This is a genomic window from Candidatus Palauibacter sp. (assembly GCF_965222475.1).
Classification (GTDB): Bacteria; Gemmatimonadota; Gemmatimonadetes; order Palauibacterales; family Palauibacteraceae; genus Palauibacter.
In genome coordinates, this window is the sequence record NZ_CBDCUB010000008.1 from 1066455 (window position 1) to 1092924 (window position 26470).

The window sequence follows — 26470 nt, forward strand, 5'->3', positions numbered from 1 at the left end:
GAGTCCCGGGGTCGGCACCGAACCTACGTTGGTAGACGTTGTTGACGATGCGAACAGCATCGGCTATGCTGTCGGCCGCTAAATGGACCCCATCGTTCCTGCGGGCACGATGGGAAAAATGGGACAAATCAAAGGGTCGGCCCTCGTGGGCCGGCCCTTTTTTTCTTCTGACGAGAGATATCGCAATGGGTGTGACGGCCATATTCATCGACGGGGCCTATCTGGAGAAGGTCCTCCTGCACGACCACGGCAGAGCGCGAATTGACTTTGGACGCCTCGTTGCCACCATGGTCGAGGGCGACGAGCTACTGCGTGCCTACTACTATCACTGCCTTCCGTACCAGAGCCATCCGCCAACCGATGAGGAGAAAGCACGATACGCGGCCCGGCATCGTTTTTTCACTGCGCTCCGCCACATTCCGAGGTTCGAGGTCCGGTTGGGTAAACTTGCCTTCAGAGGGGTGGGCAAAGACGGTAATCCGATGTTCCAGCAAGAGCGCGTCGACCTCATGTTGGGTGTGGATATGGCGCTGCTGGCCGGGGAAAACCGTATCGCGAAGATGGCGTTGTTGTCTGGAGACAGCGATTTCACGCCAGCGGTCGAAGCCGTGAAGAACGAAGGGGTTCTGACGACGCTTTGGCATGGGAGTCACGCTCGGGAGGTCAGGCCGAGTGCCGAATTGCTCCAGGTATGCGATGAAGGCCGCGAGCTGACGGCAGAGATCATCCAGTCGGTTCTTCGGCACCCGTGATATCAACTCGCCAGGGATCGAGACCTGTAAAGCACGACTACGATGTCGAGTGGTGCGCCTTCTCCGTAAAATATCCGTTGTTCGAGCTTGAACCCCTCAGCATCGCACTGGCCGCGGGCGAACGCGTGGCCCTGGTCGGTCCGAACGGGGCGGGGAAGACCACGATCCTGCGTGCGCTCTCGGGGTTGCTGCCGGAGTACGAAGGCGACGTGCGGTTCGGGGGCATCGATGCGCGCGCGCTCCTACCCGGCTTGCGCAAGCACGTTCGCGTGATGCCGGAAAGACTCCTCGGATTCGGCTGGATGACGGTCCGGCAGCACTTCGACCTACTCGCGCGATTCTACGACAACTGGGATCGCGATTACGAGGCGCGGCTGACGGATCGATTGGAGATTTCAGACGGCGCGAATCTGGCGACTCTTTCGAGCGGTACCAAGGCAAAGGTTGCATTCGTGTCTGCCGAGGCCTGCAGGCCCCGCGTTCTGCTCCTCGACGAGCCCACGGCCGGCCTGGATCCCGTGATGCGCAGGCGCCTCATGGAGGTCGTCGCTGAGAGTCTGGACGAAGACCGGGCGAGAGTCCTCCTGTTCTCGACTCACATCCTCGAGGATGTCGAGTGGCTGGCCGAACGCGTGCTGGTCCTCGTCGACGGAACCATGATCGCCGACCATCCGGTGCAGCACATGCGCGCCGACCACGCGTCGGTGGCGAGTGCCCTTTACGACCTTCTGGATGCCAATTGAACCTGCGACACCTTGGAGACCTGACCCGCGTAGAAATCCGGCGCGCCAAATCCCTGCTGGGGCGGCTATATCTGGCCGGGACGGCAGGTCTCGCCTTCTTCTTCGTCATCGGACGGGCCACCGACGAGAACATCCTGGCGGTCGTCATGGGAGTGACGCTGGGAATGGTCCTGGTGGTGCCCCTCGCCGTCATGCGAGACAAGCTCGACCGAACATTGGAGTTCCTGCTGTCCCTCCCCGTGACCGTAGCCGATCTGGTGGCGTCCCGTTTCCTGGCGGCGGCGGTGGGCCTGTTGCCCGGCGTAGTCGCCACAGGAGTGACGCTCGCGCTGGTCACGCCGCCCGTTGAGTTCGGCGCGCTCGCGGCGGTCGCGCCTCTTCAGATGGCGTTGGGGTACTGGGTGCTGCTCACCCTCGCGGCGTGGTGCCTGACCGCCGCCGCGGCCTGCGAGCTGACCAGACTAATAGGCTGGTCGGTGGCCGCGATGGTTGTCCTCGTAGGCTGGGTCGCGCCATGGGCGCTCGGTCTACTGGAAAGCGAAAGCATCGGTGCCACAATCCGGTCGTTCCTGGAGCGGCCCTACGCCCCTGTCGCCATAGGAGCGGTCGCCCTTGCCATCGTCACCGTGCTCGCCGCCGCGGCCTTTGGCATCGCACATCGGAGCTTGGCGCGCTATCCGTCTCGGCCCGAAAAACCTCTCTGACCGGACGGCCGACCACGGGCCGATCCCGCCTTGCGGATGCGATACCTGAGGATCGTGCGGTACTCGTCGGGATTCCCTGGGCCCGCCATGGTCGGGCCGAGGACGTACTCCTCCTCGTGTCCGCCGATGGTCTCGTAGCCCTCGGCCTCGACGAAGGCCTTCAGCCGCTCGATCGTAGGCTGTTCGGCGTCGTATGGGCCGACGTGGAGGATCTCGGCAACGGTTCCGTATTCCCACGTCGCGAGCGAGGCGGTCACGCCGTCCGGCGGCGCGTGCTCCGGCAGCCAGTTCACGGCTTCCGGGATGGGTAGCGCGTAGCGGCCGATCCACTCGCCGCGCGGAATCTCGTCGAGCCCTTCCTGCCAGCGGGCGCGCGCAACGGGAGGCGCGAAACCGGTCGCTGCTCCGCTCGAGAAGTAGAGCTGGAACAGGAGTCCGAACGCCGCGTCGCCGATCTCGTCGGGGTCGCCGACGGCGCGCACTTCCAGCACCCGCTCGTCCGCCCGCTCCACGATGCGCGGCTCGACCAGGTCGTCGTAGTCGGTGGGATCGACCTGCTGCGCTCCGAGTGCGGCGGCGTCGGCCGCCGCACTGAGGGACCATGCCAGGAGTACGTGGGCACACCTCAGAACACTGGCGGCGCGATGGGTCATGACAGATCCAGGATCGGGATGCCCATGGCTTCGGCGGCGCCAACCATGCGGTGATCGTAGCTGGCAAGTTCGACGGCTTGGCCACGCCCCCGCAGAAACTCCAGCGATGCCAGGTGAAGCCCGTCCAGTGTCCGAACCGGGACCGGGAACGCGTCGAGCGCACGAGTCAGCACGGGCGGCGCCAACTCCACCAATGAGATTTGAGCGATTACCGCGTGTGCGGCCTCCGACCGCGATCCCGCCAACTTCCTCGCGTGCAGAGTTGTCCAGATCTCGTACTCCAAGAGGCGGCTGGAGACGAGGTTCTCGGTCCAGAAGGCGGCGGGCGGACGGCGATCTTCGGCCAGCAGGTGAGCCAGAACGACCGAGGTGTCGACGTAGATCACCGATCGCTGCGGTGGTCTTCCAGTTCATCGAGCAACTCGGATAGCGTCGCCACCGGCGGCCCGCCGCGGGGAGGCTCGGAACCCGAAGAGAGAGCAGGCGTCAGCCAACCCTTCCGCACCGCATCGGCAAGCATGGCGTCGGCGAGGACCGGACTCCGTGATGCACGCGGCGGACCGATCTCGGCGACGACCCGGTCGCGGTCCGTGACGAGTACGGTCTCGCCCGCCGCGGCGAGACGTACGTACTCGCTCAGCTTGCTATTCAGCATCTTGATGCCTACGGATCTCATGCTTTAGAGGTAGCTACCAGTAGCCACTTATGTCAATCGATGGCCTCGGATTCGTGGCGGATCGTCCACCAGACGGTACCCATCGCGGCGGCGCTGGCGACGAGATGCAGGACGAGGCCGATCTCCTCGGCGGACTCCAGGGCGCCGGCGCGATCGAGGAGCTGGCGCCAGTCGTGCGGGTGGTCTCCGATCAGGGGCAGGGCGAGGCGGTTCGCATCGGCCATGTACTCCGCCGTGTACATGAGGCTCTCGGCCGACCACAGCGCGCTCACCGCCGCCGGCACCGCCTCTCCCCGCCGCCACAGCCGGAACGTGATGTAGAAGGGCACCGCGAGCTGAAGCAGCGGGCCGGCCAGCACGCCCGCCGTATCTCCGAACAGGGAGAAGACGAGGTGCCCCGCCTCGTGGATGAGGAGGTTGATCCCGTCCACCCAGTGGTAGCGGTAGAGGAAGACGAGCCACGCCGCGTACACGCACATGACGACGAGCCCCACCCGCCGGGGCCCGATCGTCTTCCAGATCCACGAGAGAATCTTCACGCGGGCGCGCCCCCGCCTCGGCTAGCGGCGACGGTACCGGTGCCGCCCCCGCGCGGGAGAGCCGACACCTACTCGTTCGGCGGCCAGTCGGGCAGCGCGCGGCCCGTCGTCCACGGCACGCCGGCGGCCTCCAGTCGGCCCTCAAGGGCGGGGAGGTCCGTCTCGATCAGGTGCCGCATGTCGGGATAGAGTGCGGTAAAGGCGCCGTTCGCGATCCGGTACTGCTCGCGGTGCGTCTGCGTGGGGCCGTGCATGCCGTTCCAGTGGCCGCGGACGACCTGGTTCACGCGAGACACGATCCCAGGCATCTCCGGCTCGGCGCGGGAGGCCCGGGTGCGGGAGCCGTTCAGCGCCTCCTGGAGGTCGAGCAGCCGCAGCTCCAGCGCCCGGGCGTCGTTGCGCAGGGCCGGGTCCGCCGCCGGCCAGCGGTCCACGGCCTGCTTCATGGCCGAGATGCGGGCCATCGCGGCCGTCGCCACGCGCTGCGTCCCGGTGACGGCCCGGAGCAGCTCCCCGGTCTCCCGCTGGAAGGCGAGCACCGCCGCCCGGTCCCGGGGCGGGATCGCCGAGCCCCCCATGGGCGCGATCTCGAACGGCACCGTGCCCACCAGCTCGGTCACCTCGCCGTCCACGCGCTGCGAGAGCGACACCGTGTAGCTCCCCGGCAGCGCCATGGGTCCGTTCCCGCCGCCCCCGAAACCTCCGAAGCCGCCACCGCCACCTCCGCCCCCCGTGACCGGGTTGTAGCCCGGGTACCGGTAGTTCCACGTCGCCCGGCGCATGCCGCGCGAGGTCGAGCCGTTCACCGTGTTCACGATGTTCCCGTCCGCGTCGCGCACCGTGAGGAACACCCGCGGCGCCTCCTCCCGCTCTTCCGCTTCGAGTTCTTCCCACGTCGGGTACGGGGTGTCGTCCCCCCGCCGCTGCGCCCGCCGCTCCTCCGCCTGCCGCGCCGCCTCCCGCGTGCGCAGCGTCTCGCCCACGTAGTAGGTGAACGTGACCCCGAAGTCCGGGTTGTCCGCCGTGTAGAAGTCCGACCCGCTCGTGCCGCCCGGGCTCCATCTCAGGAACATCTCCCCGTCCTCCACCTCGAAGATGTGCCCCTCCGAGGCGAGGATCTCGTCCGATTGCGCCGCGAGTTCCCGTAGCGGCGTGTAGTCGTCGACCACATAGAAGGAGCGCCCGAACGTGGCCGCGACGAGGTCGCCCTCCCGCTTCTGGATCTCGAGTTCACGCACCGGGATCGTCGGCAGCCCGCTCCCCAGCTCGAGCCACAACGCGCCCCCGTCCACCGAGGCGAAGGCCGAGAACTCCGTCCCCACGAAGAGGAGGTCGGGCTCCACGTGGTCCTGCACGATCGTGAAAACGGGACCGTTCTCCGGCAGGTCCCCCGAGATCGAGGTCCACGTCACGCCCCGGTCCGTCGACTTCAGCACGTACGGCCGGAAGTCGCCCCGCTTGAAGTTGTTGATGACGGCGAACACCGTGTTCGGATCGTGCAGCGACGCCTCCACGTCGTGGACGAAGCTCGTGTCCGGCACCCCCGGGAAACTCTCCACCGCGCGCCAGTTCTCGCCCCCGTCCTCCGTCACCTGCACGAGTCCGTCGTCGGTGCCCACGTAGATGAGCCCCTCCACGAGCGGCGATTCCGAGACCGCGACGATGTGCCCGAACACCGAGGTCGAGCGGTTCTTGCCCACCGCGTCCACGCTCCACACCCGGCCCATGACCTCGAGCTGGTTGCGGTCGATGTTCCGCGTGAGATCGCCCGAGACCGGCCGCCAGGTCGAGGCCTGGTCATCCGAGCGGAAGAGGATCTGCGCCCCATAGTAGAGACGGTGGTTGTCGTGCGGGGACATGTGGAGCCCCGCGTCCCAGTACCAGCGGAGCGGGGGACCGTCGGCGTCCTCCTGCGGCTGGATGTCGAGCCGTTCCTTCGAGACGCGGTCGAAGCGCGACAGCACGCCGTTCTGGAGCTGGGAGTAGATGATGTCGGGGTTCTCGGGGTCGATGACGGGGTCGAAGCCGTCACCCCCGAGCGTCACGTACCAGTCCGAGTTCCGGATCCCCGCGTTGTCGAGCGTCTGCGACGGGCCGCCCCACGTGTTGTTGTCCTGCGTCCCCCCGTACACGTAGTAGAACGGCTCGTCGTTCGAGGTCGCGACCTTGTAGTACTGCGTGAGCGGCAGGTTGGCGAAGAAGTGCCAGTTCTCCCCGAAGTCCCGCGTCTCGTACAGCCCCCCGTCGTTGCCCAGGATGAGGTGCTCCGGGTCGTCCGGATCGAAGGCGAGCGCATGGTGGTCGACGTGTACGTCCTGAGTGGGGAGCCGTCCCCACGTCTCCCCGCCGTCCTCCGACATCTGCACGAAGGTGTCGAGCGAGTAGATGCGGTCGAAGCGGTGCGGGTCCGCGTACAGTTCGTGGTAGTACATGGGCGCGCCCGACTGGTAGCGCGAGGTCCGCGACCAGTTCTCCCCCATGTTCTCGGAGCGGAAGGTGCCCCCGGCGTCGCCGCTCGCCTCCACGATCGCGTACAGGACGTCCGGCTGCTGCGGCGAGATGGCGAACCCGATGCGCCCCTTGTCCCCCGAGGGGAGGCCGCGGTTGATCTCCCGCCACGTGTTCCCGCCGTCGGTCGACTTGTGGATCCCCGAGCCGGGCCCGCCGTCGATCATCGTCCACTGGTGACGGCGCCGCTGCCATGAGGTCGCGTACATCACGTCGGGGTTCCGCGGGTCGAGGAAGACCTCGTTCACCCCCGTGTGCTCGTCGATCTCGAGCACCCGCTCCCAGCTCTCGCCGCCGTCCGTCGTCCGGTACAGCCCGCGCTCGCCTCCCGCGTTCCACAGCGGTCCTTGGGCCGCAACGAAGACGATGTCCGAATCATGAGGGTGGACCGCGATCATCCCGATGTGTTCGGAGGTCTCGAGTCCCATGTTCGTGAACGAGCGCCCCCCGTCGATCGACTTGTAGACGCCGTCCCCGTACCCGACCGAGCGCTGCCCGTTGTTCTCCCCCGTCCCCACCCAGAGGGTGAGATGGTCGTTGGGATCGAGCGCGATGGCCCCGATGGAGTAGGAACCGTAGTCATCGAAGATCGGCGTCCAGGTGGTCCCGGCGTTCGTCGTCTTCCACAGGTTCCCGGAGGAGGCCGCCACGTACCACACGCTCCGGTCCGTGGGATCGACCGCGATGTCCGCGATGCGCCCGGAGGCGACGGCGGGGCCGATGCTCCGCCACCGGATGCCGGAGATGAACCCGGAGTTCAGTTCGGCCGCCCCGTCGTCTTCGTCTTCACCCTCCTGGGCGGCCAGCGCCCCGGGGCCGCTGAGAGCGCCGAGACTCGCCATCCCCGCGAGGAGGAGAACGGAGAATCGCGAGATGACGCCGCAACGGGCGCCCGGGTTCGCGTGGAAGCTCTCGAAATCGATCATGGTCGCACCTTGTGCCGGTGGCGGGTGGCTATCGGGCGGTGTCGCCTGTGGAGTTCGTGGCTTGGGAAGGTCGGCCCGGGGACGGGAGGCGGGCAACCCGTGCCGAGGTCAGGCGGGGTCGGTTCCGGTGCCGTGTAGAGGGATGCCGAACACGCGCCCTTCGATGCGGGCGACCCCGTCGGCCATGGCCACCCGCGTCTCGACCAGTTCGTCACGGACGCCGTCGATACGACCACCCAGGCGCTGTTCGACTTCACCGAGTTCCGCGCGCAGTGCGCCGATCTGCGACTCGAGCCTGGCCCGTCCGAGGGCGCCCTCTTTGCGCACGCTCGCGATCTCCGCCTTCAACTCCTTGCGCGTGCGGTTCTCGGCACCGCCCAACATGCGGCCCAGAGCAGTGGCGCCGACGATCAAGCCCACCAGAGCGATGTCGCCAAACAAGTCCGGTCCCATGGTGCTGCGCGGCCTCCGCGGAAGATCGTGTACGGTCGAGGATCGGGGCCCTGCGGGTCCCGACTCACGCCAAAACCTCCGCTCGCCAATCAACGCGCCATCATCCCGGGAGTGGGTTACGCCCCGTACTTCAGATGGCCGCGTGAACGGGGACTCTCGATTCGTCTGCGGGCAAGAGTATCGAGGCGGCCGCCGAGCCGCCGCTCCAGGTGCCCCACCTCGTTGCGGATTTCGTGGCGAAGTTGATGCCGCAGTTCGTTCCGTATCTCGCGGCGAATCTCGTCTTGGACTTCGCGCTGGAGTTCGCGGTAGCGCTCATCGATCCTCGCCTCCAATTCCCGGTGCCTGTGCTCCCGATCCCGAATCTTCCGGTCGCGCCGCATAAGGATCCATTGGATGGCCACGCACGTCCACACGATGACCGCTCCGCCGATGGAGACGGCGATTTCGACCCACTCGGACATGCTCCATTCCTCCCTTTACGTCCCCATGCCGTGGGCCCGTCCCGCGACATCGCCGCGAGTTTGCTCCCAAACCCTGCGAGCGAAACTCCAACGTGCGTCCCCGCCGATGCCGCATCAACCGCCGGAAGCGCCGGTCGCGAGGATCGGGCCCGGGCCCGCGACGAGGAGGAAACGAGCCGTCAGTCCCCGTCCAGCTCCGGCGATTCGCGCCCGGGATCCCCTGTTTCCTGTCGCGGGCCGCCTTCGTCATTTCCAGTTACGGTGGCGCGATGGGCGGACTGGAATCGCTCATACACGTCCATGATGAATGGTCTGGCGCAACCCTCGCGACTACCGGTGAGTCTGGTGAAGTGGCACCGTTGGATGAAGAGGTAGCCGCCCAGGATGGAGATGAAGAGGACGCCGAATCCCATGGCGGGGTGTCGTCCCGGACGACTTCTAGCGGTTCCTCTCGGCGGGGGTCGCGGGCGCGGACTTCACGGGGAAGTTCTCTCGCACGTTTCGCAGGATCTTTTTCGCGCTGCTGCTTTCCAGGATCTCGCGAGGATCGACCGAGTACCCCTTCTCCGTGAAACGAACGTTGCGACGCGGCCTGTCGTCTTCGGTACGGCGCTTTGACATGGGCGATCTCTTCTCCTTCTCGCCGTCTTTGCGGATTGCTCCCGGCAATGGTTCCATCCAGAACGTAGAGTGCGTGGTACGGGCAGACCAACATGGTCGAGGCCCGCGACGGGCGGACGACCTCCGCCGCTCCGATCCGAACCAACTTCCGGGAGTCCGTCAACGGGGCATCAAACGCAAGCAGGGGCGGGTGGCGGGCATCGGATCGCGGGTGTCCAAGGTTGGTCGACACGCACGCGACCCGAGCTCCCGCGCCTGCGACCCGATGGTACTTGTTCCCACCTCCGCAACAACCTCGTCGAGGCTCATGTTCTCCGCGCCCTGCGGAGCGTCCATGGCGCGAGAACGGAGAACGTGCGATCGGCGCTCTCGTATGCGGAGGAACAGCTGGGGATCTCGCGCTTGCTGCTGAGCGACGAACTCCTCACCAGCGGGGGCGAACTTTTCCTGCTGCAGCTCGATCAGCTGATCAATCTGTCGCGGTCGGGACAACTCGCACTTCGAACGCTGCTGAAGGATTGCCTCAACCGCGTGGAACGTGACGACCAACGCCTCCCGTTCCGGCTTTATCCGGTACTTCCGCGGCAATCGGCGAACGCGCGGGCCATCTCGATCAACCCGAGGATCTCGTCCGGCCGACCCGTGCTGGCCGGATCCGGCGTGTCCACTCGGGCCCTCGTAGACCGCATCGACGCCGGCGAAGACATCGCCGCCATGGCCCACGACTACGGTCTGGACGAGAGCCAGATCCACGACGCCGTCCTCTACGAGACGGCCGCGTAGACCGATTCCCACATACTTCGTCGACGCGCGATCTCGGCCGTTACGTCTTCGCGAACCTTCTCAGGGAGGCAGGTCTCGAAGTCGAGGTCCATGACGACCCCTCTTCGGCGTATGAAGACGTTGTTGAGGGCGCCAGACATGCTCAACGCATATGCACTTTCCCTTCCTACGCATGAGTCCGGAAGACGTGCTCGCGATGGTACTTCAGGAAGCTCGGGTGCGGGCGGTTCGACGGCGCGCGGGGCACCTTCAGCCGCCGGTCGTCGTTGATGAGTCCGAAGAAGTTGTCCGGGATCGCGCGATCCTTCAGCAACAGCTGGTAGTCGTCGCCGACCGAGATGAGGCCGCGGTCGAACATCCAGTGCGCGGTTCCGCATAGCGCCAGGCCGTTGCGCATGCTGTCCGGTCCGCTCACAGCGACGGGTTTGATGTGGGCGGCCTGCACCTCCGGTCGCCCGCCGCCGTTGATAATCCGGAGTCCCGTGATTGCGCAGGTGTTGTCGTAGGCCGTGCGGACGGCTGTCGAGAAGACCCGGTCCCGGAACGGCCTGCGCGAGATCTGCTCCACGATGCGGCGCTCCGTCTCCACCGGATCGCGCTCCATCATGCGCCACCGCGCGTCGGCGAAGTCGTGGAATCCCGCGTGGAGAATCAGGTGGTATTCGGCGTCGCGGATCGTCCGGACCGCGCGCCCGAACCGCCCCTGGTTCGGGGTGCCGTCCGCCTTCCGCAGGTTCCGCTCGTAGTAGAAGCTGCCTTCGCGAAAGGGGACGGGCGTGTCGAACTCGAGGTAGTCCTTCACATATCCGTAGTAGTGGCCGGCGAGGCGGGGGTCGTCCTCGATGCTCGCGAGGCGGGCCGCGGCAAAATAGGACAGGCGTCCCCCGGAGCTGGACTCGTGGGCTGTGGAGCGCCGCGGCTCGTAATACACGATCCAGTCGCCCAGCGCGGCTTCAACCGCCCGTAGGTACGTCTTCGGGAAGTGGTACCGCTGCTCCGGCAGATCGTCGTAGGCGGGATTCACCTTGGTCGTGAAAACGGCCTTCGCCATCGCCCCTACCGGGCCACGTCCCTCATCCCCGGGCGCCGGGGAGAGGGTCCCAATGGAAGCGTGTCGATCTCTCCGTCCATGTACTCGACGAGCGTCGCGAGGCTGACGTTCGCAGGCTCGGGCCAGCCACGGCGGCGAAACGGCGGCGGCCAGCCGAGCGCCTCCTCGTGCACGAACATGTAGCGGCCCTCCTCGTCCTCCCGATAGAGCGCCAGCGTGTCCGGGAGACCGCCACGTTCGCGAAATCCGCGCCAGAAATCGCCGGGTGTGTACGACGCGACCTCTTCCTCGTCGATCCACGCATACCGCACCTGGAATCGTCCGAGCGCGTCGGCCTCGAAGCACCCGTCTGCCGACTCCGCGGCCACATGGCCGAGGGTTACGCCGCCGCAGGAAATCCGAATCCGTTCGGGGACCAGCCCGGACCCCGGCCACTCGCGCGGCGGCAGATCCTCGTCTCCGCAAACGAACACGATGTCATACCGGCTTTGGTCTCGCGCCCCGACGTTTCCCATTCCGCCTCCCGGCCTTCGGTCAAGCTCCTCGTTCGGCCTCGATGATTCCGGGCAGGACGCGAACCTCCCGTCCGTCCGGCACCAGAAGATGAGACAGCGGCAGCGGCCTCATCAACCCCGCGTCGGGAGCCCACCTGACGGTCGGTAGACGGGAAGACGTTGACCGCAGCTTAGAGTGGCGGGCTGCGGAAGACCTCACTGGAGTGCCAGTCCACGAATGGGCGCGCGGGTGCCCGCGACTCGGTGCGGGGACACCGAATCCGGCGGCCGGAGAACTCGATGAGCGACCCAGCGGCCTCGCCGCGCGACTCCCGCACGTCGTGAGAAACGAGCACGTTGAAGCCCGTCCCCCTGCGTTCCTCCAAGCCGAGCGCGCCGCGGTCGAAGGCCTCGTGATGTAGAAGGCAGAGGGCGAGGCCGTTCACCACTTCATCGGGACCGGCGTGGGAATGCCATTGGATGTGCGCGGCTTCCAAGCCGAGGGGCATTGCACCGAAGCGGATGTCGAGGTCGCACACCGCACAGCGCTCCATGTATTCGTCGAGCACTCTCCTGCGGAACAAGGGATCGCGACGCCGTCGGCGGGCCGGGTACGAATAGAAGCTCGGCGGGTCGACCTCCCGTTCCCGAAGCGTCGGGGTTGCAGAGGAATCTTCCGCCTCACTCGCCATCCGCTCTCCCCGGATGCCGGCCGCCTCGCGGATCTCCCGATGCAGGGATTCGGGAAAATGTCCGTGCAGGATCTCCTCCACGGCTCGCCATGCGAGACCGGGATCGACGCGAAGGAGGTCGTGCACTCGCTCCGGGAAGCCTCCCTCGACGCCCAGATCCCTCAACTGCCGAACATACAGGTCTCCGCTCGCGTTCTTCCGAAGCTCCGCATACCGAGGGATCTCCCAGAGTCCATCGGAGAGCAGCCAGCGGAACGGATACTGGGGACGAACGGCGCTCCTGGGTAACCCGAAGCGCCGCATCAGGTCACCGACGCGCCGATCCACCTCCGCGTACCTGACCAGACGGTCGCGGTCGCGCAGCACGCGGCCCAAGGCGAAGAGGAGGAGGAGCGGCTTGTGCGGCGCCCGCCTGCCCCGGCGCTGGTGGGTGTTGAGTTGCGCCAGGTGACGGAGGAACTCAGCGGGAGTCATTGATTCTGCGGATTCTCTCATCAGAGCGAAAGATGAGACTTCCACGATCACGTTCTCAACCCACGTCAGGCAACGGATCGCCGTGCAAGTGAATTTTGCATTGAAATTTGATCGGTCGTCGATCATATTTCAATGATGGAAATCATCCGAGAACACGATTTACGTCGCGTCCGCCTATTGCTGGGAGAGTTTCCCGTCGTCGCGCTGCTGGGGGCGCGACAGGTGGGCAAGACCACGCTGGCCCGGCAGTTGGCGGCGGCGTACTCCGAGCCCGTGGCCTGGTTCGACCTCGAGGATCCCGCCGATCTTGCGCGGCTGGACGATCCCGGGCTGGAACTGCGGCCGCTCAAGGGTCTCGTGGTTCTGGACGAAATCCACCGCCTGCCCGACATCTTCCAGCTCCTGCGCGTCCTCGCGGACCGTCCCGGCCCGCAGGCCCGCTTCCTCGTACTGGGGAGCGCTTCGCCCGAACTCCTGCGTCAAACGTCGGAGTCGCTCGCCGGACGTGTCGCGTTCCACGAACTCGATGGCTTTGACCTCACCGATGTGGACGACCTGGAACGGCTCTGGCTGCGGGGTGGGTTCCCGCGCTCGTTCCTGGCGAGATCGGAAGCCGCGAGCCGCCGCTGGCGCGACGGGTTCATCCGCACGCTTCTGGCGAGGGACCTCCCGGAACTCGGGAGCACCATCCCGTCGGCGACGCTCCGCCGCTTCTGGGCGATGCTCGCGCATTGGCACGGACAGATCTGGAACGGCGCCGAGTTCGCACGCGCCTTCGGCGTCTCCCACGCGACGGTCCGGCGGTATCTGGACCTCCTGACCTCGGTCTTCGTCGTGCGGCAACTCCAGCCCTGGTTCGAGAACATCAGCCAGCGCCAAGTGCGATCACCGAAAGTCTACATCGGCGATTCGGGCATCCTGCACGCGCTGCTCGGCCTCACCAGCCGGACGGATGTCGTGTCGCATCCCAAAGTGGGGGCTTCGTGGGAGGGGTTCGTCATCCGGCAGATCGTTCATCTGTTGCGCGCCGCTCCAGAGCAGTGCTTCCACTGGTCCACCCATACGGGAGCGAAACTCGACCTTCTCGTGATGGCCGGAGCGCGGCGCTATGGTTTCGAGGTCAAGCGCTCGGAGGCTCCGCGTATCACGCGATCCATGCGGTCGGCGCTGGAAACGCTGAACCTCGACCGGTTCGAAGTGGTCCATGCGGGCACGGAACGCTACCGGCTGGCCCCGCGCGTGCGTGCGCTACCTGTCGGGCAGCTGGTGGAGGTGTTGCGGGCTGGTACGGACCGCTAACCCTGGCAGTCGCGCGCGCTCGATCCCCTCTTCGGGACTCCTCGGCGGGCAACGCGCGAAACGCATTGAGACTCCGATGATGCTTAACGTGTAGGATCGGCATGGGATGCAAAATCATACCGTGACGTCCCGCTGGGAACGTGCGCGTTTCCGTGGGAAGGCGTTGACGACGTGCGGTCATGTTAGCAACATCGCAGGAATCCGTGCGACGAATCCGCAGGTCGCGAGGGACACCCTCGCGGCGGGAATGCGTATTATCGGGTGGATTCCTACGAGCAAGGAGGGGGCTCATGAGCGAACCTGGGCAGTCCAGCGCTCTACAGTTCTTGGGCGAACCGCAATCGGGACGCGCGGATGAGCAGCAACTGGCCGCGCGCGAACTGGTTGACGCCGTCGGCCAGCTCCTGAAGGAGGCAATCCTTCACGACGAATCCACCGAGTCGTGGTGGGGTGACCGCCTGCGGGCCTTTTCCGAAGCGCTTATGGGTTTGCGAGATGCCCGTGTACTTACGGACGATCAGGCACTGGAGTTGCTCTCGCTGCTGCTTGCGCAGATCGGCGAATCCGAAGTAAGCAAGATCACTTCGGACCTGCTGGATGCGGCGCTCGGGAATGTTGGACGGCACGTCAACGCGGGTCTCGAATTCGCACCCGACCGGAAGCCGACGACGCGTTTGGATGTGCGAGCAGCATTCGTGGGGAGCGGGTAGGTGACCAACAGACTCGATCCTTCCGATCCGGAAGCAGGCGAGACCGAAGTCGTGCCGGCGGAGTCGGCGGGCTCGTCCGGCACCTCCCCCACCGAAAATCAGTTCGCGGCTCTAATGGCCTCCTTCCGGCGTGGCCCTGCTCCCAATCCCATCGCGAAACACATCACCGCGGACCACATCGACCGTGCCTTCGACATCACGGAAAAGGGCATGGATGCGATGGAACGAGACCGCAACGAATCGCGCAACTACTGGAAGTTCATGGCTGTGCTGATCGTTGCGGCTTCATTGGTCTTGGTAGGACTTCTCGTGTTCAGCGGGAACGCCGCGTTGGTTTCGGAGATTCTGCCCGTCTTCGGCGCTCTGGTCGTCGGCTTCGTTGGGGGCTTCGGTTACGGAAAGAGCCGAAACTGACTCGGACCGGACTCCCGGCCGAGGTTCAACTGCGGCGCGCGCGCTCCGGCTCCGCCTCAACGCCTCCGCTGGAGAGCCGGTGTTGAGTGGTCCACGCCTGCCCCTCCCGGACTGACGGCGGATCTCCGTGCTGCAGCGGTTTGACGAGCGGAACCGAGATCTCCTCGTCAATGTGAACGGGGAGCTGGTCCACCGGGACGAGGCCGGCGTCAGCCCCTTCGACTCGGTTGTGCAGGGGGGCGATGCCGTCCGGGAAGGCCTGCGCCTGTACGACGGACGTATTTTCAGCTGCGGGAGCACCTCGCCCGGCTCCGGTCCTCCGCCCTGGCCCTCGCTTTCGCCGACATCCCCACGGACGAGAAGATCATCGAGGAGATCCGTCGCACGCTGATCGCGAACGGCATGCGGGACGGCGTGCACATCCGGCTGACGCTGACGCGGGGCGTGAAGGTCACCAGCGGGATGGATCCCCGGCTCAACCGGGAGGGCCCCACGCTGATCGTGCTCGCCGAGCACAAGGCGCCGGTCTACGATCGGTCGGGCCGGCGGCTGATCACGAGTTCGATGCGCCGCTTCGGACCGGACACGCTGGACCCGAAGATCCATCACGCCAACCTCCTCCAGTCGATCCTGGCCAAGATCGAGGCGAACGCGGCCGGCGCCGACGATGCGCTGATGCTCGACCAGCGCGGATTCATCGCCGAGACGAACGCCACCAACCTCTTCTTCGTGCGCGGGGGCGTCGTGATGACGAGCCGGACGGTGGCCTGTCCCGAGGGGATCACCCGCGCCACGGTGCTCGAACTGTGCGCGCAACACGCGATCCCGTCCCGGGTGGACGATCTCTCCCTCACGGAGGCCTACCGCGCGGACGAGGCGTTCTGCACCGGCACGATGGGAGAGCTGGCGAGCGTGACCGAAATCGACGGGCGGATCATCGGAGACGGATCGCCGGGACCGCTGACCAAGAGGCTCAGCGAACTCTACTCGGAGCTGACCGCGCGCGAAGGGGTCGTCCTGATCGGCGGCTGAGGGTTCGACCCGGCATCAGTCGTCGGGGTCGCGGAACCTCCGGGCCGAGCCGGCCAGATCGCCGAAGTCCTCCAGGTATCGCTCCAGCGCCCGCTGAACGATCTCCTCGCGGCTGTGTCCCAGCGCCACCGCGGAGGCCTCGATCGCGTCGAATACCGCGTCCGGTAAGCGCACCTCTATCTGAACCATCCATACCCCCCTCGCGGCGAGACCGGCCGCGGCAACCCCATCCCTCACAGGGTGATACCGTCTCGTTCCGCGGAGCGTTCCCCTTCGAATGCCGCGGGAGGGGGCTGGCCGCCCCTACCCCCGGCGTGGTCGGGGACGACGGGAACCCCGGACCTTCCCGCGGCGGCGCGGGGTATTCGATGGTCGGATAGGGCGTCTCCACGGAGGCAAAAGGAGGCATCCAATGACGTCATACATGTGGAACGTGCCGGAGCCGCTGGACACGGCGGAGGTCGAGGTGACCTGCGGCGCCCGGATCATCCTGCGGCGGCACGGCAACTCCGACGGTCCCCGTCTCGTCCTCAGCCATGCCAATGGCCTGGCGGCGGACCTCTACTATCCGTTCTGGAGGCTGCTCGCCTCTCGCTTCGATCTCATCCTCTACGACCTGCGCAGCCACGGCTGGAACCCCCGGTCGGAGCTGCGACATCAGAACATCGCCACCTTCGCCGCGGACCAGGAACTCGTCCGGCGCGGGGTCGAGCGCCACTTCGGCGCGAAGCCCGCCGTCGGCGTATTCCATTTGGTGTCGGCGCTGGCGGCGCTCCACCAGGAATCCCCGGGGCAGGGCTTCGAGGCGCTCGTTCTGTTCGATCCACCCCTGTACCCGCCGAACGGGGATGCCCAGGCGGCCGAAGCCCTGTGGCGGCGCCTGCGTACCCAGGCCCGGTTCCGCCGGGATCGCTTCGCGACGCGCGAGGAGTTCGCGGAGGACTTCCGCCGGCAGTGGATGTTCGAGCTGGTGGCGCCGGGAATCCCGGAGCTGGCGAGCCAGGCACTGCTTCGTACCGCGGGGAACGGAGGCGGCGGACCGGGCGGGGGCGGATACGAACTTCGCTGCCCGCGCCTCTGGGAAGCTCACGCGCTTCAGTACGCTTTCGCCTACAGTCTGGAACCGGAGCTGTCGCGTCTCGCCTGCCCCGTGAAGGTGATCGCCGGCGACCCCACGTTCGCCTTCTCCTTCATGCCGAGCACCGAGCTGGAGGGAATCGTGGGGTTCGAGTACGACTTCATCCCGAACACGACGCACCTCCTGCCGCTCGAGGAGCCGGCGGAGTGCGCGGCGACCATGGTCGAGTTCCTGGAGAAGGAGGGGTTCGCGTAGTCGTCGTCCGGTGTCGGCGAGACCTGCGGCTGCCCGACAACCCGGCGCTCGCTGGCCGGGGGTCCGGTGGCCTGCGGGCTCTCCCTATGCCTGCGTCGGGGTCTCGTGGTTGACGCCCGCTCCCGATGGTCGACCGCTCGCAGGCCCGCCGCCGGGCGCTGCGACTACTACGGCGTCCCGAGGGTGTCAACCCATTCGCCAAACTCGGAGTTCTTTCGTGGCCGTTTCCGGGACCGCCCTTTCCGTAGCGCCTCTGCCGTCCGTTTGTCCGCAAACGCCACATCGCAGTACCCGATGCCCGGGACGTGAAGGCAGTCCGCGATGTCGCTTCCCGAAGCCCCCGCCGGATCAAGGTTCCAACCCTCGTGCCAAGCCTGATCCACGAGGAAAGCGGGGCATCGATCTAGATCCGGGCGGGGAAGGATTCGGTGAACACCCCCGGAGGCGTCCAACGGCGGTTGACGCGATAACCGACGGAGATGATGGCATCAAGGTTGTAATGTTTGAGATTACGCCGTACTCGACGGTTTCCTTCGATTTGAACTACCGAGAAATCCTCGGCAGTTGCCTTTTCCTCCAATTCACCGTCCCGGAAGATGTTCTTCACGTGGAGTCCGACGTTGTCCGTTGAGGTGTCGAACACCTCCGCCATCTGCCGCTGGGTCAGCCAGACCGTGTCCCGATCGACGCGGACATCGACGCGCGCATCGCCATCGGACGCCTCGTAAACGATGACCTCACCCGCAGGGGCCGCTGCGGAAGCCGCAGTCCCCACGGCCTTGCCTTCAGCCTCCGAGCGCCCGGCCGAGGCGGTCGAGCGCTTCCCGTGCCTCCCGCAGCGCGGTCTCGGCGAGAAGACGCCCGGTCACGGCGTCCGGCGCGTCCCGACCCTCGTGGGGCGCAGGAGTCAGCTCCGTGCCGTACGCGGCGTCCGGGTCGCCCGTCTCCCGAACCATGGGTGGCTCGCCCTCCGGACCAACGAGCGTCAACGCCACGTGGCGTTGGCCGCGCTTCATGCGGTACGCGGCGAAGTGCCGCTGGTCCAGCGTGAACACCCGGTCAATCCCGGAACGCTCCGCCACGGCAACGACCGAGGCGTCGGCGAAGTCCATCGGCGCGTCGGCGTACCGGAGCATGAGTTCGAAGCAGCGGCCGAGGTCCCGGTCCCCCAGCCGGGACACCGTGAGCGGCCCGTACCGCACCAACTCCATGAGCCCCAAGGCTTGCCGCGGGCGTCGCGACAGAAAATGAAACGCCTCGGTGAGCACCGGAATCGTCGTCAAGGCTTCTTCCCCAAACTCGGCAAGAACTTGTTTCCATGCCGCGTGGTCGGAGTCGGACGGGTCGAAAGCGGCCACCAGCGGACCGGTGTCCACCACGATCACCGGGCGTGCCTCCTCTGGATCAGCTCGCCCAGGGTCTCCCTGCGCCGGCGGGGCGGCAGAACGGCCCGCTCGTCTTCGTACTGCCGCACAATGCGCCGGAATCCTTCGCCGAACGTCTCGCCTTTCCTGGCTCCCAGCCGAATTCCGTTCACATCCGTGTTGTACGAGCGGAGCCCCCGTCTCAAGACCTCGGAGATCGAACCCCCCGTCTTCCGCCGGAGATCTTCGAGGATCGCCTCTTCCTCCTCGTCGAGTCGTACCGTGCGCAAGCCCATAGTGTCGTACCTCTCCCGTGTTGTTTCTGCGCCTGCCGGTCGCCTTCGGCGCGAACGGCTAAGGATCCCTTGGGAGTTCAACGGTAGTTCAACGGCCGTGCTTCCGGCGGATCGCCTCGACCACGGCTTCCTTGTGCCGTCGCCGCGGCATGGGGGCGGATTCGTCGTCGCGCGCCGCAACGGCGGGTTCCTCGGTGGGTTCGTCCTCGTACCGCTGCACGATCCGCCGGTATGCTTCGCCGGCCGTCTCGCCCTTCCCGCCCCCCAGCCGGATACCGTGAGTCGTACTGTCCTCAGGCCCATCGACCTGCCTCCCGTGCTCTCGCGTATCGTGGCTCGTTGTAGTACACGGGTAATACAACGCTGCGGCGACTACAAATGTGACGACGCCGTCCGACGGGCAACGATCGTCCGACGGGCCTTGTTTCTAAGAGGGATAGGAAACCCGTACGTTGGAGCCGCCAACGCGCGCGCGGGGCGAGGCCCTCCCGCCGCCGCTCGGTTCCGACGACCGCCTCGGAGAAACGAAGGGCTGGCCAGCGCGTGTTCGAGTTCCTCTTCAAATACCGGCCCGTCGTCTTCGAGCGCGGCGATCTCTCGCTGGCCGCGCCCTGGTGGGGCGTGATCCTCGTCTTCCTCGGGGTCGGCGCCGTCGTGTGGTTCGCCCTCCAGTACCGCGGCATCGGACCCACGGTGGAGACCCGCGACCGCTGGGTTCTCATGGCGCTTCGCGCCGCCGCCCTCGGGGTCCTCGCCTTCCTCCTGCTGCGGCCGGTGCTCCTCGTCTCGACCGTCGTCCCGCGGCGGAACTTCGTCGCGGTGCTCCTGGACGACTCGCGCAGCATGCGGGTGGCCGACGAGGACGGCGAGACGCGGGCGCGGCGGGTGCTCGACCTCTTCGGCGGCACGGATGACGGCGGCATGGATGACGCGGCGACGGATCCGCTGGCGTCCGACCCGGGGGTGGAAGGTTCCGCGGCCATGGACCCCGCCGGGGAGCCGGAGCCCCTGACGCAGCGCGGGGAGGGTGGCCTTCGCGCGGCGCTGGAGGACCGCTTCCGGCTGCGGATGTACGGGTTCGATTCCGACGCGGACCGGATCGACGGGGCGGGGGAGTTGGCCTTCGCCGGCTCGCGCACGAATCTCGCCGCGGCGCTCACCCGGGTGCGGCAGGAGATGGCGGGGCTGCCGCTCTCGGGGGTCGTGGTCGTGTCGGATGGGGCGGACAACGACGACGAGGCGACCCCCCCGCTCTCCGAGGCGCTCCTGGAGGCGCGCGCGGCCGGGGTCCCGGTGTACACGATCGGCGTCGGCTCGGAGCGCATCGTCCCGGACATCGAGGTGCGGCGGGTGGAGGTGCCGCGCGAGGCGCTGGAGGGGACGACGATCGTGGCCGACGTCATCATCTCCCACGCGGGACTCGCCGGGCGCACGGTGCGGCTCGACGTGGAGGACGAGGGCCGCATCGTGGGCACGCACGACCTCACCCTCGGTCCGGACGGGGAGGAACCGGTCCAGGTCCAGTTCACGCTGGAGGAATCGGGCCCCCGCGCCATCCGCTTCTCGGTGGATCCGGTGGAGGGGGAGGCGCTCAGCGGAAACAACGAGCGGCAGATCCTGGTGGAGGTCGGGGACACGCGCCGGAAGATCCTCTACTTCGAGGGCTCCCCGCGCCCCGAGAACAAGTTCGTGCGCCGCGCGGTGACCGATGACGAGAACATCCAGGTCGTGACGCTGCTGCGGACGGCGGATGAGAAGTATCTGCGGCTCGATGTGGACGGCCCCGGAGAACTGGCGGGCGGGTTCCCGGACACGCGCGAGGAGTTGTACGAGTACGACGGGCTCATCCTCGGGAGCGTGGAGGCGAGCTTCTTCACCCACGACCAACTGCAGATGATCGCGGACTTCGTGGGACAGCGCGGGGGCGGTCTCCTCGTGCTGGGCGGGCGGCGCGCCCTGGCCGAGGGCGGTTACGCGGGGACGGCGCTGGCGGACGCGCTCCCCGTGGTGCTGCCGGGGGCGGGGGAGCCCGATGTGCTCGAGGTGTCGGCCGAACTCACTGCGGCGGGGCGGCGTCACGCGGCGATGCGGATCGCGGAGACGGCGGAAGCGTCGGCGGCGCGCTGGCCCGAGCTTCCGCCGCTCACCTCCGTGAACCGGGTGTTCGAGACGAAACCGGGCGCGGTTCCGCTCCTGAGCGGGGTTCCGGTCCAGGGGGAGCCGCGAGTGCTGCTCGCGCACCAGAGGTACGGGCGCGGGACGTCGATCGCGTTCACGGCCCAGGACTCGTGGCTGTGGCAGATGCACGCGGACATCCCGCTGGAGGACGAGACGCACGAGACGCTGTGGCGGCAGTTGCTGCGCTGGCTCGTGCACGACACGCCGGGCCGCGCCCGCCTCGATCTGGGGGATGACGTGGCGCCCGTCGCGGAGCCGCTCCGGATCCGGGTCGAGGTGGAGGATGAACGGTACCTGCGCGTGAACGGGGCGGATGTCGTCGCCACGGTGACGGGGCCGAGCGGGGTGCCGTCGGAGGTGCGCCTCGACTGGACGGTGGAGCGGGACGGCGAGTACGAGGGCCGCTTCGTACCCGCGGAGCCGGGACTGCACCGGGTCAGCGTCCGCGCCGTGCCGCGCGGGACGGCCCTGGCCGAGGACGAGGTCGTCGAGGGTGACGGTTTCTTCCAGGCGGGGACGCCTCGGATCGAGCAGTTCGGCGCCGGGCGGCGGACGGAGCTCCTGCGGAGGATCGCGGACGAGACGGGCGGGCGCTTCTACGCGGCGGAAGATGCGGATCTGCTGGCGGAGGAGATCCGCTATACGGAGAGCGGCGACACGGTGTACGAGGAGCGGTCGCTGTGGGACATGCCGGTCCTCTTCCTCCTCCTCGCCGGGCTGCTGGGGGGCGAGTGGGCCTACCGGCGCCGGAAGGACCTTGCGTGAGCCGGGCGGGCTTCGGCGCCGCGGCGCTCGGTGCGGTCTTCGCCCTCGCGGGCGCCCCGCCGGTGGCCCTCGCGCAGGGGGCGGCGGCCCCGCCTCGGGCGCAGGTCCTCATCGTGAGCGGGCTCGGCGGCGCCCCGGAGTACAGCCAGCTCTTCCGGGAGCAGGCCGAGCGGCTGATCGAGGCCCTCCGCGAGCGCTTCGGCGTGGCGGAGGAGTCCATCGCGTGGCTCGCGGAGGACGCGGCGATCTCGCCGCGCGCGTCCGGCCGGGCGACGCTGGAGGCCGTGGAGCGCGAGGTGCTCGCGATGGCCACCCGGGCCGGACCGGCCGACCCGGCCCTCATCCTCCTCCTCGGCCACGGGAGCGGCAGCGGCCAGGAGTCGCGCTTCAACCTGCCCGGTCCCGACCTCTCGGGCGAAACGCTCTCCGTGTGGCTGAGCGCCTTCGCCACGCAGACGGTGGCGGTCGTGAACGCGGCGAGCGCGAGCGGCGGCTTCGTGCCGGCCATGGCGGGCGACCGGCGCATCGTGGTGACGGCGACCCGCTCCCCGCGCGAGCGCGATCACTCCCACTTCGGCGGCTTCTTCGTCGACGCCTTCGCGCTCGACGACGCCGATGTCGACAAGGACGAACGCGTCTCGCTGCTCGAGGCGTTCAGCTACGCGACGGGCGAGGTGCAGCGCCGGTACGAGAGCGAGAACGAGATGCTGACCGAGCACGCCCTGCTCGACGACGACGGCGATGGCGAGGGAGCGCTGGAGCCGACGGCGGAGGGGCCGGACGGAGCGGTCGCGAACCGGTTCTTCCTCGCCGCCGCCCCGGCGGCGGTGGCGCAGGCCGCCGCCGATGATCCGGAACTGGCGGCCCTCCTGGCCGACAAACAGCGGGTCGAGGACGCGATCGCCGCTCTGCGCGGGCGACGCGCCGAGTTGAGCGAGGACGAATACGACGACCGGCTCGAGGCGCTGCTCGTCGAACTCGCGGGCATCAACCGGGCCATCCGGGACCGGGGAGGTGCCCGGTGAGGCTGAGCCGCCGCGCCGCGCGAACCCGCCGACCGGGGCTGCGAGGCTCGCTCGGGGCGCTCATCCTCGCGCTCGCCGTTCCGCTCCCGGCTTGGGCCCAGGATCGCGGCAGCGCCCCCCCGGGCAATGATGCGCTCGCCGCCGCCGTCCAAGCGCTGCAGACCGGCGAATACCGGCAAGCCGTCGCGGGTTTCCGCGACCTGGCGCGCTCGGGGCGCGAGTTCCCGGCCTCCGCGCGGGGGTGGGCGCGGGCCCTCGCCGCCACGGGTGAGTACGAGTCCGCGCTCGAAGCCCTCGACCGGGTCGCCGCGCGCGCCCCCCCCCCCGCCGACCCCGAGACGGAACTCGCGCGCGCCCGCGGGGTCCTCCTGCGGACGCTCGGCCGCCTCGACGAGGCGGAGGCGAGCTTCCGCCGCGCGATCGAGAGCCGGGCCGGCGACGCCCAACTCGCGCGGCTCGATCTCGGCCGCCTCCTCTTCGACCAGGGCGCGCGCGAGGAAGCACTCGCCTTCTTCGACGGCTTCATCGACTTCTACAACACGGCCGACCCCCGCCGGCTCGACGCGGAGCACCTGCGCGCCGTCGCCGCCGCGGTCACCTATCTCGGGGCCCGCGACCCCGACCTCTTCCACGACGCGGTGCGCGCCTACGAGGAGGCGATCGCGGCCGACCCCGGCGACCCCGAGGCGCGCATCGACCTCGGTCTCCTCTTCCTCGACAAGTACGACAGCTTCGAGGCCGGGCCGCTGATCGACGAGGCGCTGGCCCGGAACCCCGTCCACCCCCGCGCCCTCCTCGCCAAGGCGCGGCGCGCGAAGTTCGACGGTTCCTCGGAGGCCCTCGAACTCGCGGAACAGAGCCTCGAGACGAACCCCGACTTCACCGAGGCGAGGGTCTTCCTCGCGCGTCTCTATCTCGAACTCGAGGACGTGGAGACGGCCGAGGAGGAGGCCCGGCGCGCGCTCGAGACGAACCCGGTGTCCCTCGCCGCATGGACCGAGATCGCGGCCGCCGCCCACCTGCGGGGGGACGCGGCCGCCTTCGCCGAGGCGCGCGACCGCGTACTGGGGCTGGACCCGCGGCACGCCGACCTCTACGTGGCGCTGGCGCAGGTCGCCTACCGCACGCACCGCTACGGGGACGCCGTCGAATTCGCGCGCCAGGCCGTGTCCCTCGATCCCCTCTCCTGGGCCGGCCGGGCCGAACTCGGCCTCAACCAACTCCGCGTCGGCGACATCGACCAAGGGCGCGCCACGCTCGAGGCGTCGTTCGAGGGCGACCCCTTCAACGTGTGGGTCTTCAACACGCTCGACCTGCTCCAGGAAGTCGCCGGCTTCGAGACGACGACGAGTCCGCGTTTCTCCTTCTCGTTCCACCCGCGGGAGGTCGGGGTCCTCTCGATCTACGCGACCGCCCTCGCCGAGGAGGCGTTCGACGCCATGCGGGCGCGCTACGGGTACGAGCCGCCCGCCCCGATCTCGGTCGAGGTGTACGACCGGCACGCGGACTTCTCCGTGCGGACGGTGGGACTCGCCGGCATCGGGGCGCTGGGCGTGAGCTTCGGTTCCGTCCTCGCCATGGATTCGCCGAGCGCGCGCGACGGCGGCGACTTCAACTGGGGCTCGACGCTGTGGCACGAGATTTCCCACGCGTTCACCCTCGGATATACCGAACACCGCGTGCCGCGCTGGCTCTCGGAGGGGCTGGCGGTGCTCGACGAGCGGCACGCGCGCGAGGGCTGGGGTTCGGATCCGGACCCCGGCTTCCTGGCCGCCTTCGCCGAGGAACGGCTGCCCTCGCTGGAGCGCTTCAACTACGGGTTCGTGCGCCCCGCCTATCCGGGACAGGTGCAGCACGCCTACTACATGGCCTCCCTCCTGTGCGAGATGCTGGAGACGTCGCGCGGCTTCGAGGCGATCCTCGCCGTGCTCGACGGCTACCGGGACGGCCTCGAGACGCCCGAAGTCGTGGAACGGGCGCTCGGCACGACGCTGGCCGACCTCGACCGCGAACTGAAGGACTACATCGAGACGCGCTTCGGCCGGACGCTCGCGGCGCTCGGAGGCGCCGCCACGGGGGAGCCGCACGCGCGGACGCCGGGGACGGAGCCGGATCCGGAGCCGGAGTCGTTCGCCGGGCAGATGATCGCGGCCGCGGCGGCCCATCGCGACGGCCGCACCGAGGCGGCGATCGAGGCGCTGAGCCGCGCCCGCGACATGTTCCCGGAATACGCCGGCCCCGACGCGCCGACGCTCCTCCTCGGCCGCCTCCACCGCGAGGAGGGCGACCCCGGGCGCGCCGCGGAGGCGTACCGGGCCTACACCGCCCTCAACGAGAACCACCTCGACGCGCACCTCGAACTCGCGGATGTGGAGGAGGAACTCGGGAACGATGCCGCGGCCCGCGAGGCGATGGAGCGCGCCATATGGATCGACCCCTTCCACCTCGACGTTCACGCGCGGCTGGCGGCGAGCTCCGAGGCGGCGGGGCGCTGGACGGAGGAGGCGCGCGAACGGCGGGCGCTGCTGGCGCTGGCGCCGGCGGACCTCGCCGACGCCCACTACCGCCTCGCCCTCGCCCTCCACCGCGGCGGCGACGGGGCCGGGGCGCGCCGCGCCGTCCTCGACGCGCTCGAGATCGCGCCCAACTTCGAGGCGGCGCTCGACCTCCTGCTCGAGATCCGCGGCGACCCCGGGGGGCGCCCGTGACGGCCCGGACGCGGGGACTCGCGGCGGTCGCGCTGGCCGCCCTGCTCACGCTGGGCGCCTCCACGGACCTCGAGGGGCAGCGCCGGCGCGGGCGCGGTGGCGGCGGCGGGTTCGGGAACGACCTCGCCGCCTACCAGGAGTACAACACGCCCTACACGGGCGATTTCACCTTCGTGCGCCTCTACTACCGGACGGGGGGCTGGGGCTGGAACCCGGGCTGGTCGCATGACTGGCCCACGGCCGAAAGCAACTTCGGCGAGATCATGCAGGCGATCACGACCATCAACCCGCGCCTGGGCGGCGGCAACGTCCTCGCCATGGACGACCCCGATCTGTTCAAGTTCCCGGTCGCGTACCTCTCGGAGCCCGGCGACTGGAGCATGACCGAGGCGGAGGCCGACAACCTGAGCAACTATCTGCGCAAGGGCGGGTTCCTCATCATCGACGACATGGGCGGCTATCGCGATCTGGAGTGGACGGACCGCATGCTCGAGGTCCTGCTCCCGGGGCACGAACTCGTGCAACTGGACGTGAGCCACCCGATCTTCGACTCGTTCTTCCACCTCGAGCGGAGCAACATCGAGATGCCGCACCCCTACTGGGGCGGGGTGGCGAGCTACTGGGGGGTCCTGGAGGACAACGATCCCGAGGGCCGGCTCATGGTCATCGTCAATCACGACAACGACATTGGCGACTACATGGAGTGGTCCGACCGGGGGTTCGTCCCCATCGCCCTCTCCAACGAAGCGTACAAGCTGGGCGTCAACTATGTGGTATACGCCCTAACACACTAACACGGGCTGTCAAACCCCG

The 26470-nt window shown here is 68.1% G+C and carries 28 protein-coding genes and 1 pseudogene; 13 read left to right on the top strand and 16 right to left on the bottom strand.

The annotated features are described in order from the left end of the window. Nucleotides 1-185 precede the first annotated feature (185 nt). Genes ACOQPP_RS19960 through ACOQPP_RS19970 form a run of 3 tightly spaced genes read left to right on the top strand, consistent with a single transcriptional unit; the run spans nucleotide 186 to nucleotide 2199 of the window. Complete coding sequence (locus ACOQPP_RS19960; RefSeq protein WP_420637309.1) at nucleotides 186-752, top strand: NYN domain-containing protein; 567 nt, start codon at nucleotides 186-188, stop codon at nucleotides 750-752. Beyond that, nucleotides 749-1495: an ABC transporter ATP-binding protein gene (locus ACOQPP_RS19965; protein WP_420637310.1), complete on the top strand. Its 747-nt coding sequence runs from the start codon at nucleotides 749-751 to the stop codon at nucleotides 1493-1495. The genes ACOQPP_RS19960 and ACOQPP_RS19965 overlap by 4 nt, the downstream gene beginning before the upstream one ends. Further along, nucleotides 1492-2199 carry an ABC-2 transporter permease gene (locus ACOQPP_RS19970; RefSeq protein WP_420637311.1) on the top strand — a complete coding sequence of 236 codons (708 nt, stop codon included), beginning with the start codon at nucleotides 1492-1494 and terminating at the stop codon, nucleotides 2197-2199. Before ACOQPP_RS19965 ends, ACOQPP_RS19970 begins: the two co-directional genes overlap by 4 nt. Here the strand turns inward: ACOQPP_RS19970 and ACOQPP_RS19975 are convergent. From ACOQPP_RS19975 to ACOQPP_RS20010, 8 genes are all read right to left on the bottom strand, one after another. After that, a complete protein-coding gene (locus ACOQPP_RS19975; RefSeq protein WP_420637312.1) occupies nucleotides 2169-2852 on the bottom strand; it encodes a hypothetical protein in 684 nt (227 codons plus the stop codon). The two genes, ACOQPP_RS19970 and ACOQPP_RS19975, sit on opposite strands and share 31 nt — an antisense overlap. Further along, on the bottom strand, nucleotides 2849-3238 hold the full coding sequence (locus ACOQPP_RS19980; RefSeq protein ID WP_420637313.1) for a PIN domain-containing protein: 390 nt from the start codon (nucleotides 3236-3238) through the stop codon (nucleotides 2849-2851). The genes ACOQPP_RS19975 and ACOQPP_RS19980 overlap by 4 nt, the downstream gene beginning before the upstream one ends. Beyond that, complete coding sequence (locus tag ACOQPP_RS19985) at nucleotides 3235-3507, bottom strand: type II toxin-antitoxin system Phd/YefM family antitoxin (RefSeq protein ID WP_420637314.1); 273 nt, start codon at nucleotides 3505-3507, stop codon at nucleotides 3235-3237. The genes ACOQPP_RS19980 and ACOQPP_RS19985 overlap by 4 nt, the downstream gene beginning before the upstream one ends. Before the next feature lie 53 nt (nucleotides 3508-3560). Next, nucleotides 3561-4067 (bottom strand): hypothetical protein, encoded by a 507-nt coding sequence (locus tag ACOQPP_RS19990; RefSeq protein WP_420637315.1) that lies wholly within the window; start codon nucleotides 4065-4067, stop codon nucleotides 3561-3563. A gap of 68 nt (nucleotides 4068-4135) precedes the next feature. Continuing rightward, nucleotides 4136-7501, bottom strand: a complete 3366-nt coding sequence (locus ACOQPP_RS19995; protein WP_420637316.1) for a WD40/YVTN/BNR-like repeat-containing protein — start codon at nucleotides 7499-7501, stop codon at nucleotides 4136-4138. A 108-nt stretch (nucleotides 7502-7609) separates the two neighbouring features. Beyond that, nucleotides 7610-7915 carry a hypothetical protein gene (locus ACOQPP_RS20000; RefSeq protein WP_420637317.1) on the bottom strand — a complete coding sequence of 102 codons (306 nt, stop codon included), beginning with the start codon at nucleotides 7913-7915 and terminating at the stop codon, nucleotides 7610-7612. Between the two features lie 155 nt (nucleotides 7916-8070). Continuing rightward, entirely contained in the window at nucleotides 8071-8418 is a 348-nt protein-coding gene (locus tag ACOQPP_RS20005) for a hypothetical protein (RefSeq protein WP_420637318.1), read from the bottom strand. A 179-nt stretch (nucleotides 8419-8597) separates the two neighbouring features. After that, nucleotides 8598-8831 carry a hypothetical protein gene (locus ACOQPP_RS20010; protein WP_420637319.1) on the bottom strand — a complete coding sequence of 78 codons (234 nt, stop codon included), beginning with the start codon at nucleotides 8829-8831 and terminating at the stop codon, nucleotides 8598-8600. 562 nt (nucleotides 8832-9393) lie between these two features. Here ACOQPP_RS20010 and ACOQPP_RS20015 point away from each other — a divergent pair. Further along, a complete protein-coding gene (locus tag ACOQPP_RS20015) occupies nucleotides 9394-9822 on the top strand; it encodes a DUF433 domain-containing protein (RefSeq protein ID WP_420637320.1) in 429 nt (142 codons plus the stop codon). 166 nt (nucleotides 9823-9988) lie between these two features. Here the strand turns inward: ACOQPP_RS20015 and ACOQPP_RS20020 are convergent, their stop codons facing one another. From ACOQPP_RS20020 to ACOQPP_RS20030, 3 genes are all read right to left on the bottom strand, one after another. Next, nucleotides 9989-10873, bottom strand: a complete 885-nt coding sequence (locus ACOQPP_RS20020) for an HNH endonuclease (protein WP_420637321.1) — start codon at nucleotides 10871-10873, stop codon at nucleotides 9989-9991. Between the two features lie 5 nt (nucleotides 10874-10878). After that, nucleotides 10879-11388: a hypothetical protein gene (locus ACOQPP_RS20025; RefSeq protein WP_420637322.1), complete on the bottom strand. Its 510-nt coding sequence runs from the start codon at nucleotides 11386-11388 to the stop codon at nucleotides 10879-10881. 170 nt (nucleotides 11389-11558) lie between these two features. Beyond that, nucleotides 11559-12533, bottom strand: coding sequence for a phosphorothioated DNA-binding restriction endonuclease (locus tag ACOQPP_RS20030; protein ID WP_420637323.1), 975 nt, complete (start codon nucleotides 12531-12533; stop codon nucleotides 11559-11561). Nucleotides 12534-12668: 135 nt separating this feature from the next. Here ACOQPP_RS20030 and ACOQPP_RS20035 point away from each other — a divergent pair, with 135 nt between their 5' ends. From ACOQPP_RS20035 to ACOQPP_RS20050, 4 genes are all read left to right on the top strand, one after another. Next, on the top strand, nucleotides 12669-13832 hold the full coding sequence (locus ACOQPP_RS20035) for an ATP-binding protein (RefSeq protein ID WP_420637396.1): 1164 nt from the start codon (nucleotides 12669-12671) through the stop codon (nucleotides 13830-13832). A 290-nt stretch (nucleotides 13833-14122) separates the two neighbouring features. Next, nucleotides 14123-14542 carry a hypothetical protein gene (locus ACOQPP_RS20040; RefSeq protein WP_420637324.1) on the top strand — a complete coding sequence of 140 codons (420 nt, stop codon included), beginning with the start codon at nucleotides 14123-14125 and terminating at the stop codon, nucleotides 14540-14542. Then, the gene (locus ACOQPP_RS20045) at nucleotides 14543-14956 is read left to right on the top strand and encodes a hypothetical protein (RefSeq protein ID WP_420637325.1); all 414 of its coding nucleotides are present in this window, start codon (nucleotides 14543-14545) and stop codon (nucleotides 14954-14956) included. A 324-nt stretch (nucleotides 14957-15280) separates the two neighbouring features. Then, on the top strand, nucleotides 15281-15988 hold the full coding sequence (locus ACOQPP_RS20050) for an aminotransferase class IV (RefSeq protein ID WP_420637397.1): 708 nt from the start codon (nucleotides 15281-15283) through the stop codon (nucleotides 15986-15988). Between the two features lie 15 nt (nucleotides 15989-16003). Here the strand turns inward: ACOQPP_RS20050 and ACOQPP_RS20055 are convergent, their stop codons facing one another. After that, nucleotides 16004-16177 (bottom strand): ribbon-helix-helix protein, CopG family, encoded by a 174-nt coding sequence (locus tag ACOQPP_RS20055; RefSeq protein WP_420637326.1) that lies wholly within the window; start codon nucleotides 16175-16177, stop codon nucleotides 16004-16006. Nucleotides 16178-16400: 223 nt separating this feature from the next. On the opposite strand from ACOQPP_RS20055, the gene ACOQPP_RS20060 reads away from it, so the two are divergent. Continuing rightward, nucleotides 16401-17321: an alpha/beta fold hydrolase gene (locus ACOQPP_RS20060; protein ID WP_420637327.1), complete on the top strand. Its 921-nt coding sequence runs from the start codon at nucleotides 16401-16403 to the stop codon at nucleotides 17319-17321. A 451-nt stretch (nucleotides 17322-17772) separates the two neighbouring features. Here ACOQPP_RS20060 and rhuM read toward each other — a convergent pair. The 4 genes and pseudogenes from rhuM to ACOQPP_RS20080 form a co-directional block, all read right to left on the bottom strand. Then, nucleotides 17773-18096: pseudogene (gene rhuM / locus ACOQPP_RS20065) on the bottom strand (RhuM family protein); the annotation flags it as partial. A gap of 10 nt (nucleotides 18097-18106) precedes the next feature. Continuing rightward, nucleotides 18107-18706: a type II toxin-antitoxin system VapC family toxin gene (locus ACOQPP_RS20070; protein ID WP_420637328.1), complete on the bottom strand. Its 600-nt coding sequence runs from the start codon at nucleotides 18704-18706 to the stop codon at nucleotides 18107-18109. Further along, on the bottom strand, nucleotides 18703-18981 hold the full coding sequence (locus ACOQPP_RS20075) for a ribbon-helix-helix protein, CopG family (protein WP_419164661.1): 279 nt from the start codon (nucleotides 18979-18981) through the stop codon (nucleotides 18703-18705). Before ACOQPP_RS20075 ends, ACOQPP_RS20070 begins: the two co-directional genes overlap by 4 nt. 88 nt (nucleotides 18982-19069) lie before the next feature. Further along, nucleotides 19070-19201 (bottom strand): hypothetical protein, encoded by a 132-nt coding sequence (locus ACOQPP_RS20080; protein WP_419164662.1) that lies wholly within the window; start codon nucleotides 19199-19201, stop codon nucleotides 19070-19072. A gap of 323 nt (nucleotides 19202-19524) precedes the next feature. On the opposite strand from ACOQPP_RS20080, the gene ACOQPP_RS20085 reads away from it, so the two are divergent. Genes ACOQPP_RS20085 through ACOQPP_RS20100 form a run of 4 tightly spaced genes read left to right on the top strand, consistent with a single transcriptional unit; the run spans nucleotide 19525 to nucleotide 26451 of the window. Next, nucleotides 19525-21924: a glutamine amidotransferase gene (locus tag ACOQPP_RS20085; RefSeq protein WP_420637329.1), complete on the top strand. Its 2400-nt coding sequence runs from the start codon at nucleotides 19525-19527 to the stop codon at nucleotides 21922-21924. After that, nucleotides 21921-22949: a hypothetical protein gene (locus ACOQPP_RS20090; RefSeq protein WP_419164664.1), complete on the top strand. Its 1029-nt coding sequence runs from the start codon at nucleotides 21921-21923 to the stop codon at nucleotides 22947-22949. Before ACOQPP_RS20085 ends, ACOQPP_RS20090 begins: the two co-directional genes overlap by 4 nt. After that, the gene (locus ACOQPP_RS20095; RefSeq protein ID WP_420637330.1) at nucleotides 22946-25657 is read left to right on the top strand and encodes a tetratricopeptide repeat protein; all 2712 of its coding nucleotides are present in this window, start codon (nucleotides 22946-22948) and stop codon (nucleotides 25655-25657) included. The genes ACOQPP_RS20090 and ACOQPP_RS20095 overlap by 4 nt, the downstream gene beginning before the upstream one ends. After that, complete coding sequence (locus ACOQPP_RS20100; protein WP_419164666.1) at nucleotides 25654-26451, top strand: DUF4159 domain-containing protein; 798 nt, start codon at nucleotides 25654-25656, stop codon at nucleotides 26449-26451. Before ACOQPP_RS20095 ends, ACOQPP_RS20100 begins: the two co-directional genes overlap by 4 nt. The last annotated feature ends 19 nt before the right edge of the window (nucleotides 26452-26470 follow it).

Coding starts and splice junctions, on each gene's coding strand:
- ACOQPP_RS19995 (WP_420637316.1), bottom strand. CDS start 7,501: ATGATCGATTTCGAGAGCTTCCACGCGAACCCGGGCGCCCGTTGCGGC.
- ACOQPP_RS20020 (WP_420637321.1), bottom strand. CDS start 10,873: ATGGCGAAGGCCGTTTTCACGACCAAGGTGAATCCCGCCTACGACGAT.
- ACOQPP_RS20060 (WP_420637327.1), top strand. CDS start 16,401: ATGACGTCATACATGTGGAACGTGCCGGAGCCGCTGGACACGGCGGAG.
- ACOQPP_RS20040 (WP_420637324.1), top strand. CDS start 14,123: ATGAGCGAACCTGGGCAGTCCAGCGCTCTACAGTTCTTGGGCGAACCG.
- ACOQPP_RS20025 (WP_420637322.1), bottom strand. CDS start 11,388: ATGGGAAACGTCGGGGCGCGAGACCAAAGCCGGTATGACATCGTGTTC.
- ACOQPP_RS20030 (WP_420637323.1), bottom strand. CDS start 12,533: ATGACTCCCGCTGAGTTCCTCCGTCACCTGGCGCAACTCAACACCCAC.
- ACOQPP_RS20010 (WP_420637319.1), bottom strand. CDS start 8,831: ATGGGATTCGGCGTCCTCTTCATCTCCATCCTGGGCGGCTACCTCTTC.
- ACOQPP_RS20055 (WP_420637326.1), bottom strand. CDS start 16,177: ATGGTTCAGATAGAGGTGCGCTTACCGGACGCGGTATTCGACGCGATC.
- ACOQPP_RS20005 (WP_420637318.1), bottom strand. CDS start 8,418: ATGTCCGAGTGGGTCGAAATCGCCGTCTCCATCGGCGGAGCGGTCATC.
- ACOQPP_RS19975 (WP_420637312.1), bottom strand. CDS start 2,852: ATGACCCATCGCGCCGCCAGTGTTCTGAGGTGTGCCCACGTACTCCTG.
- ACOQPP_RS19985 (WP_420637314.1), bottom strand. CDS start 3,507: ATGCTGAATAGCAAGCTGAGCGAGTACGTACGTCTCGCCGCGGCGGGC.
- ACOQPP_RS20035 (WP_420637396.1), top strand. CDS start 12,669: ATGGAAATCATCCGAGAACACGATTTACGTCGCGTCCGCCTATTGCTG.
- ACOQPP_RS20075 (WP_419164661.1), bottom strand. CDS start 18,981: ATGGGCTTGCGCACGGTACGACTCGACGAGGAGGAAGAGGCGATCCTC.
- ACOQPP_RS19960 (WP_420637309.1), top strand. CDS start 186: ATGGGTGTGACGGCCATATTCATCGACGGGGCCTATCTGGAGAAGGTC.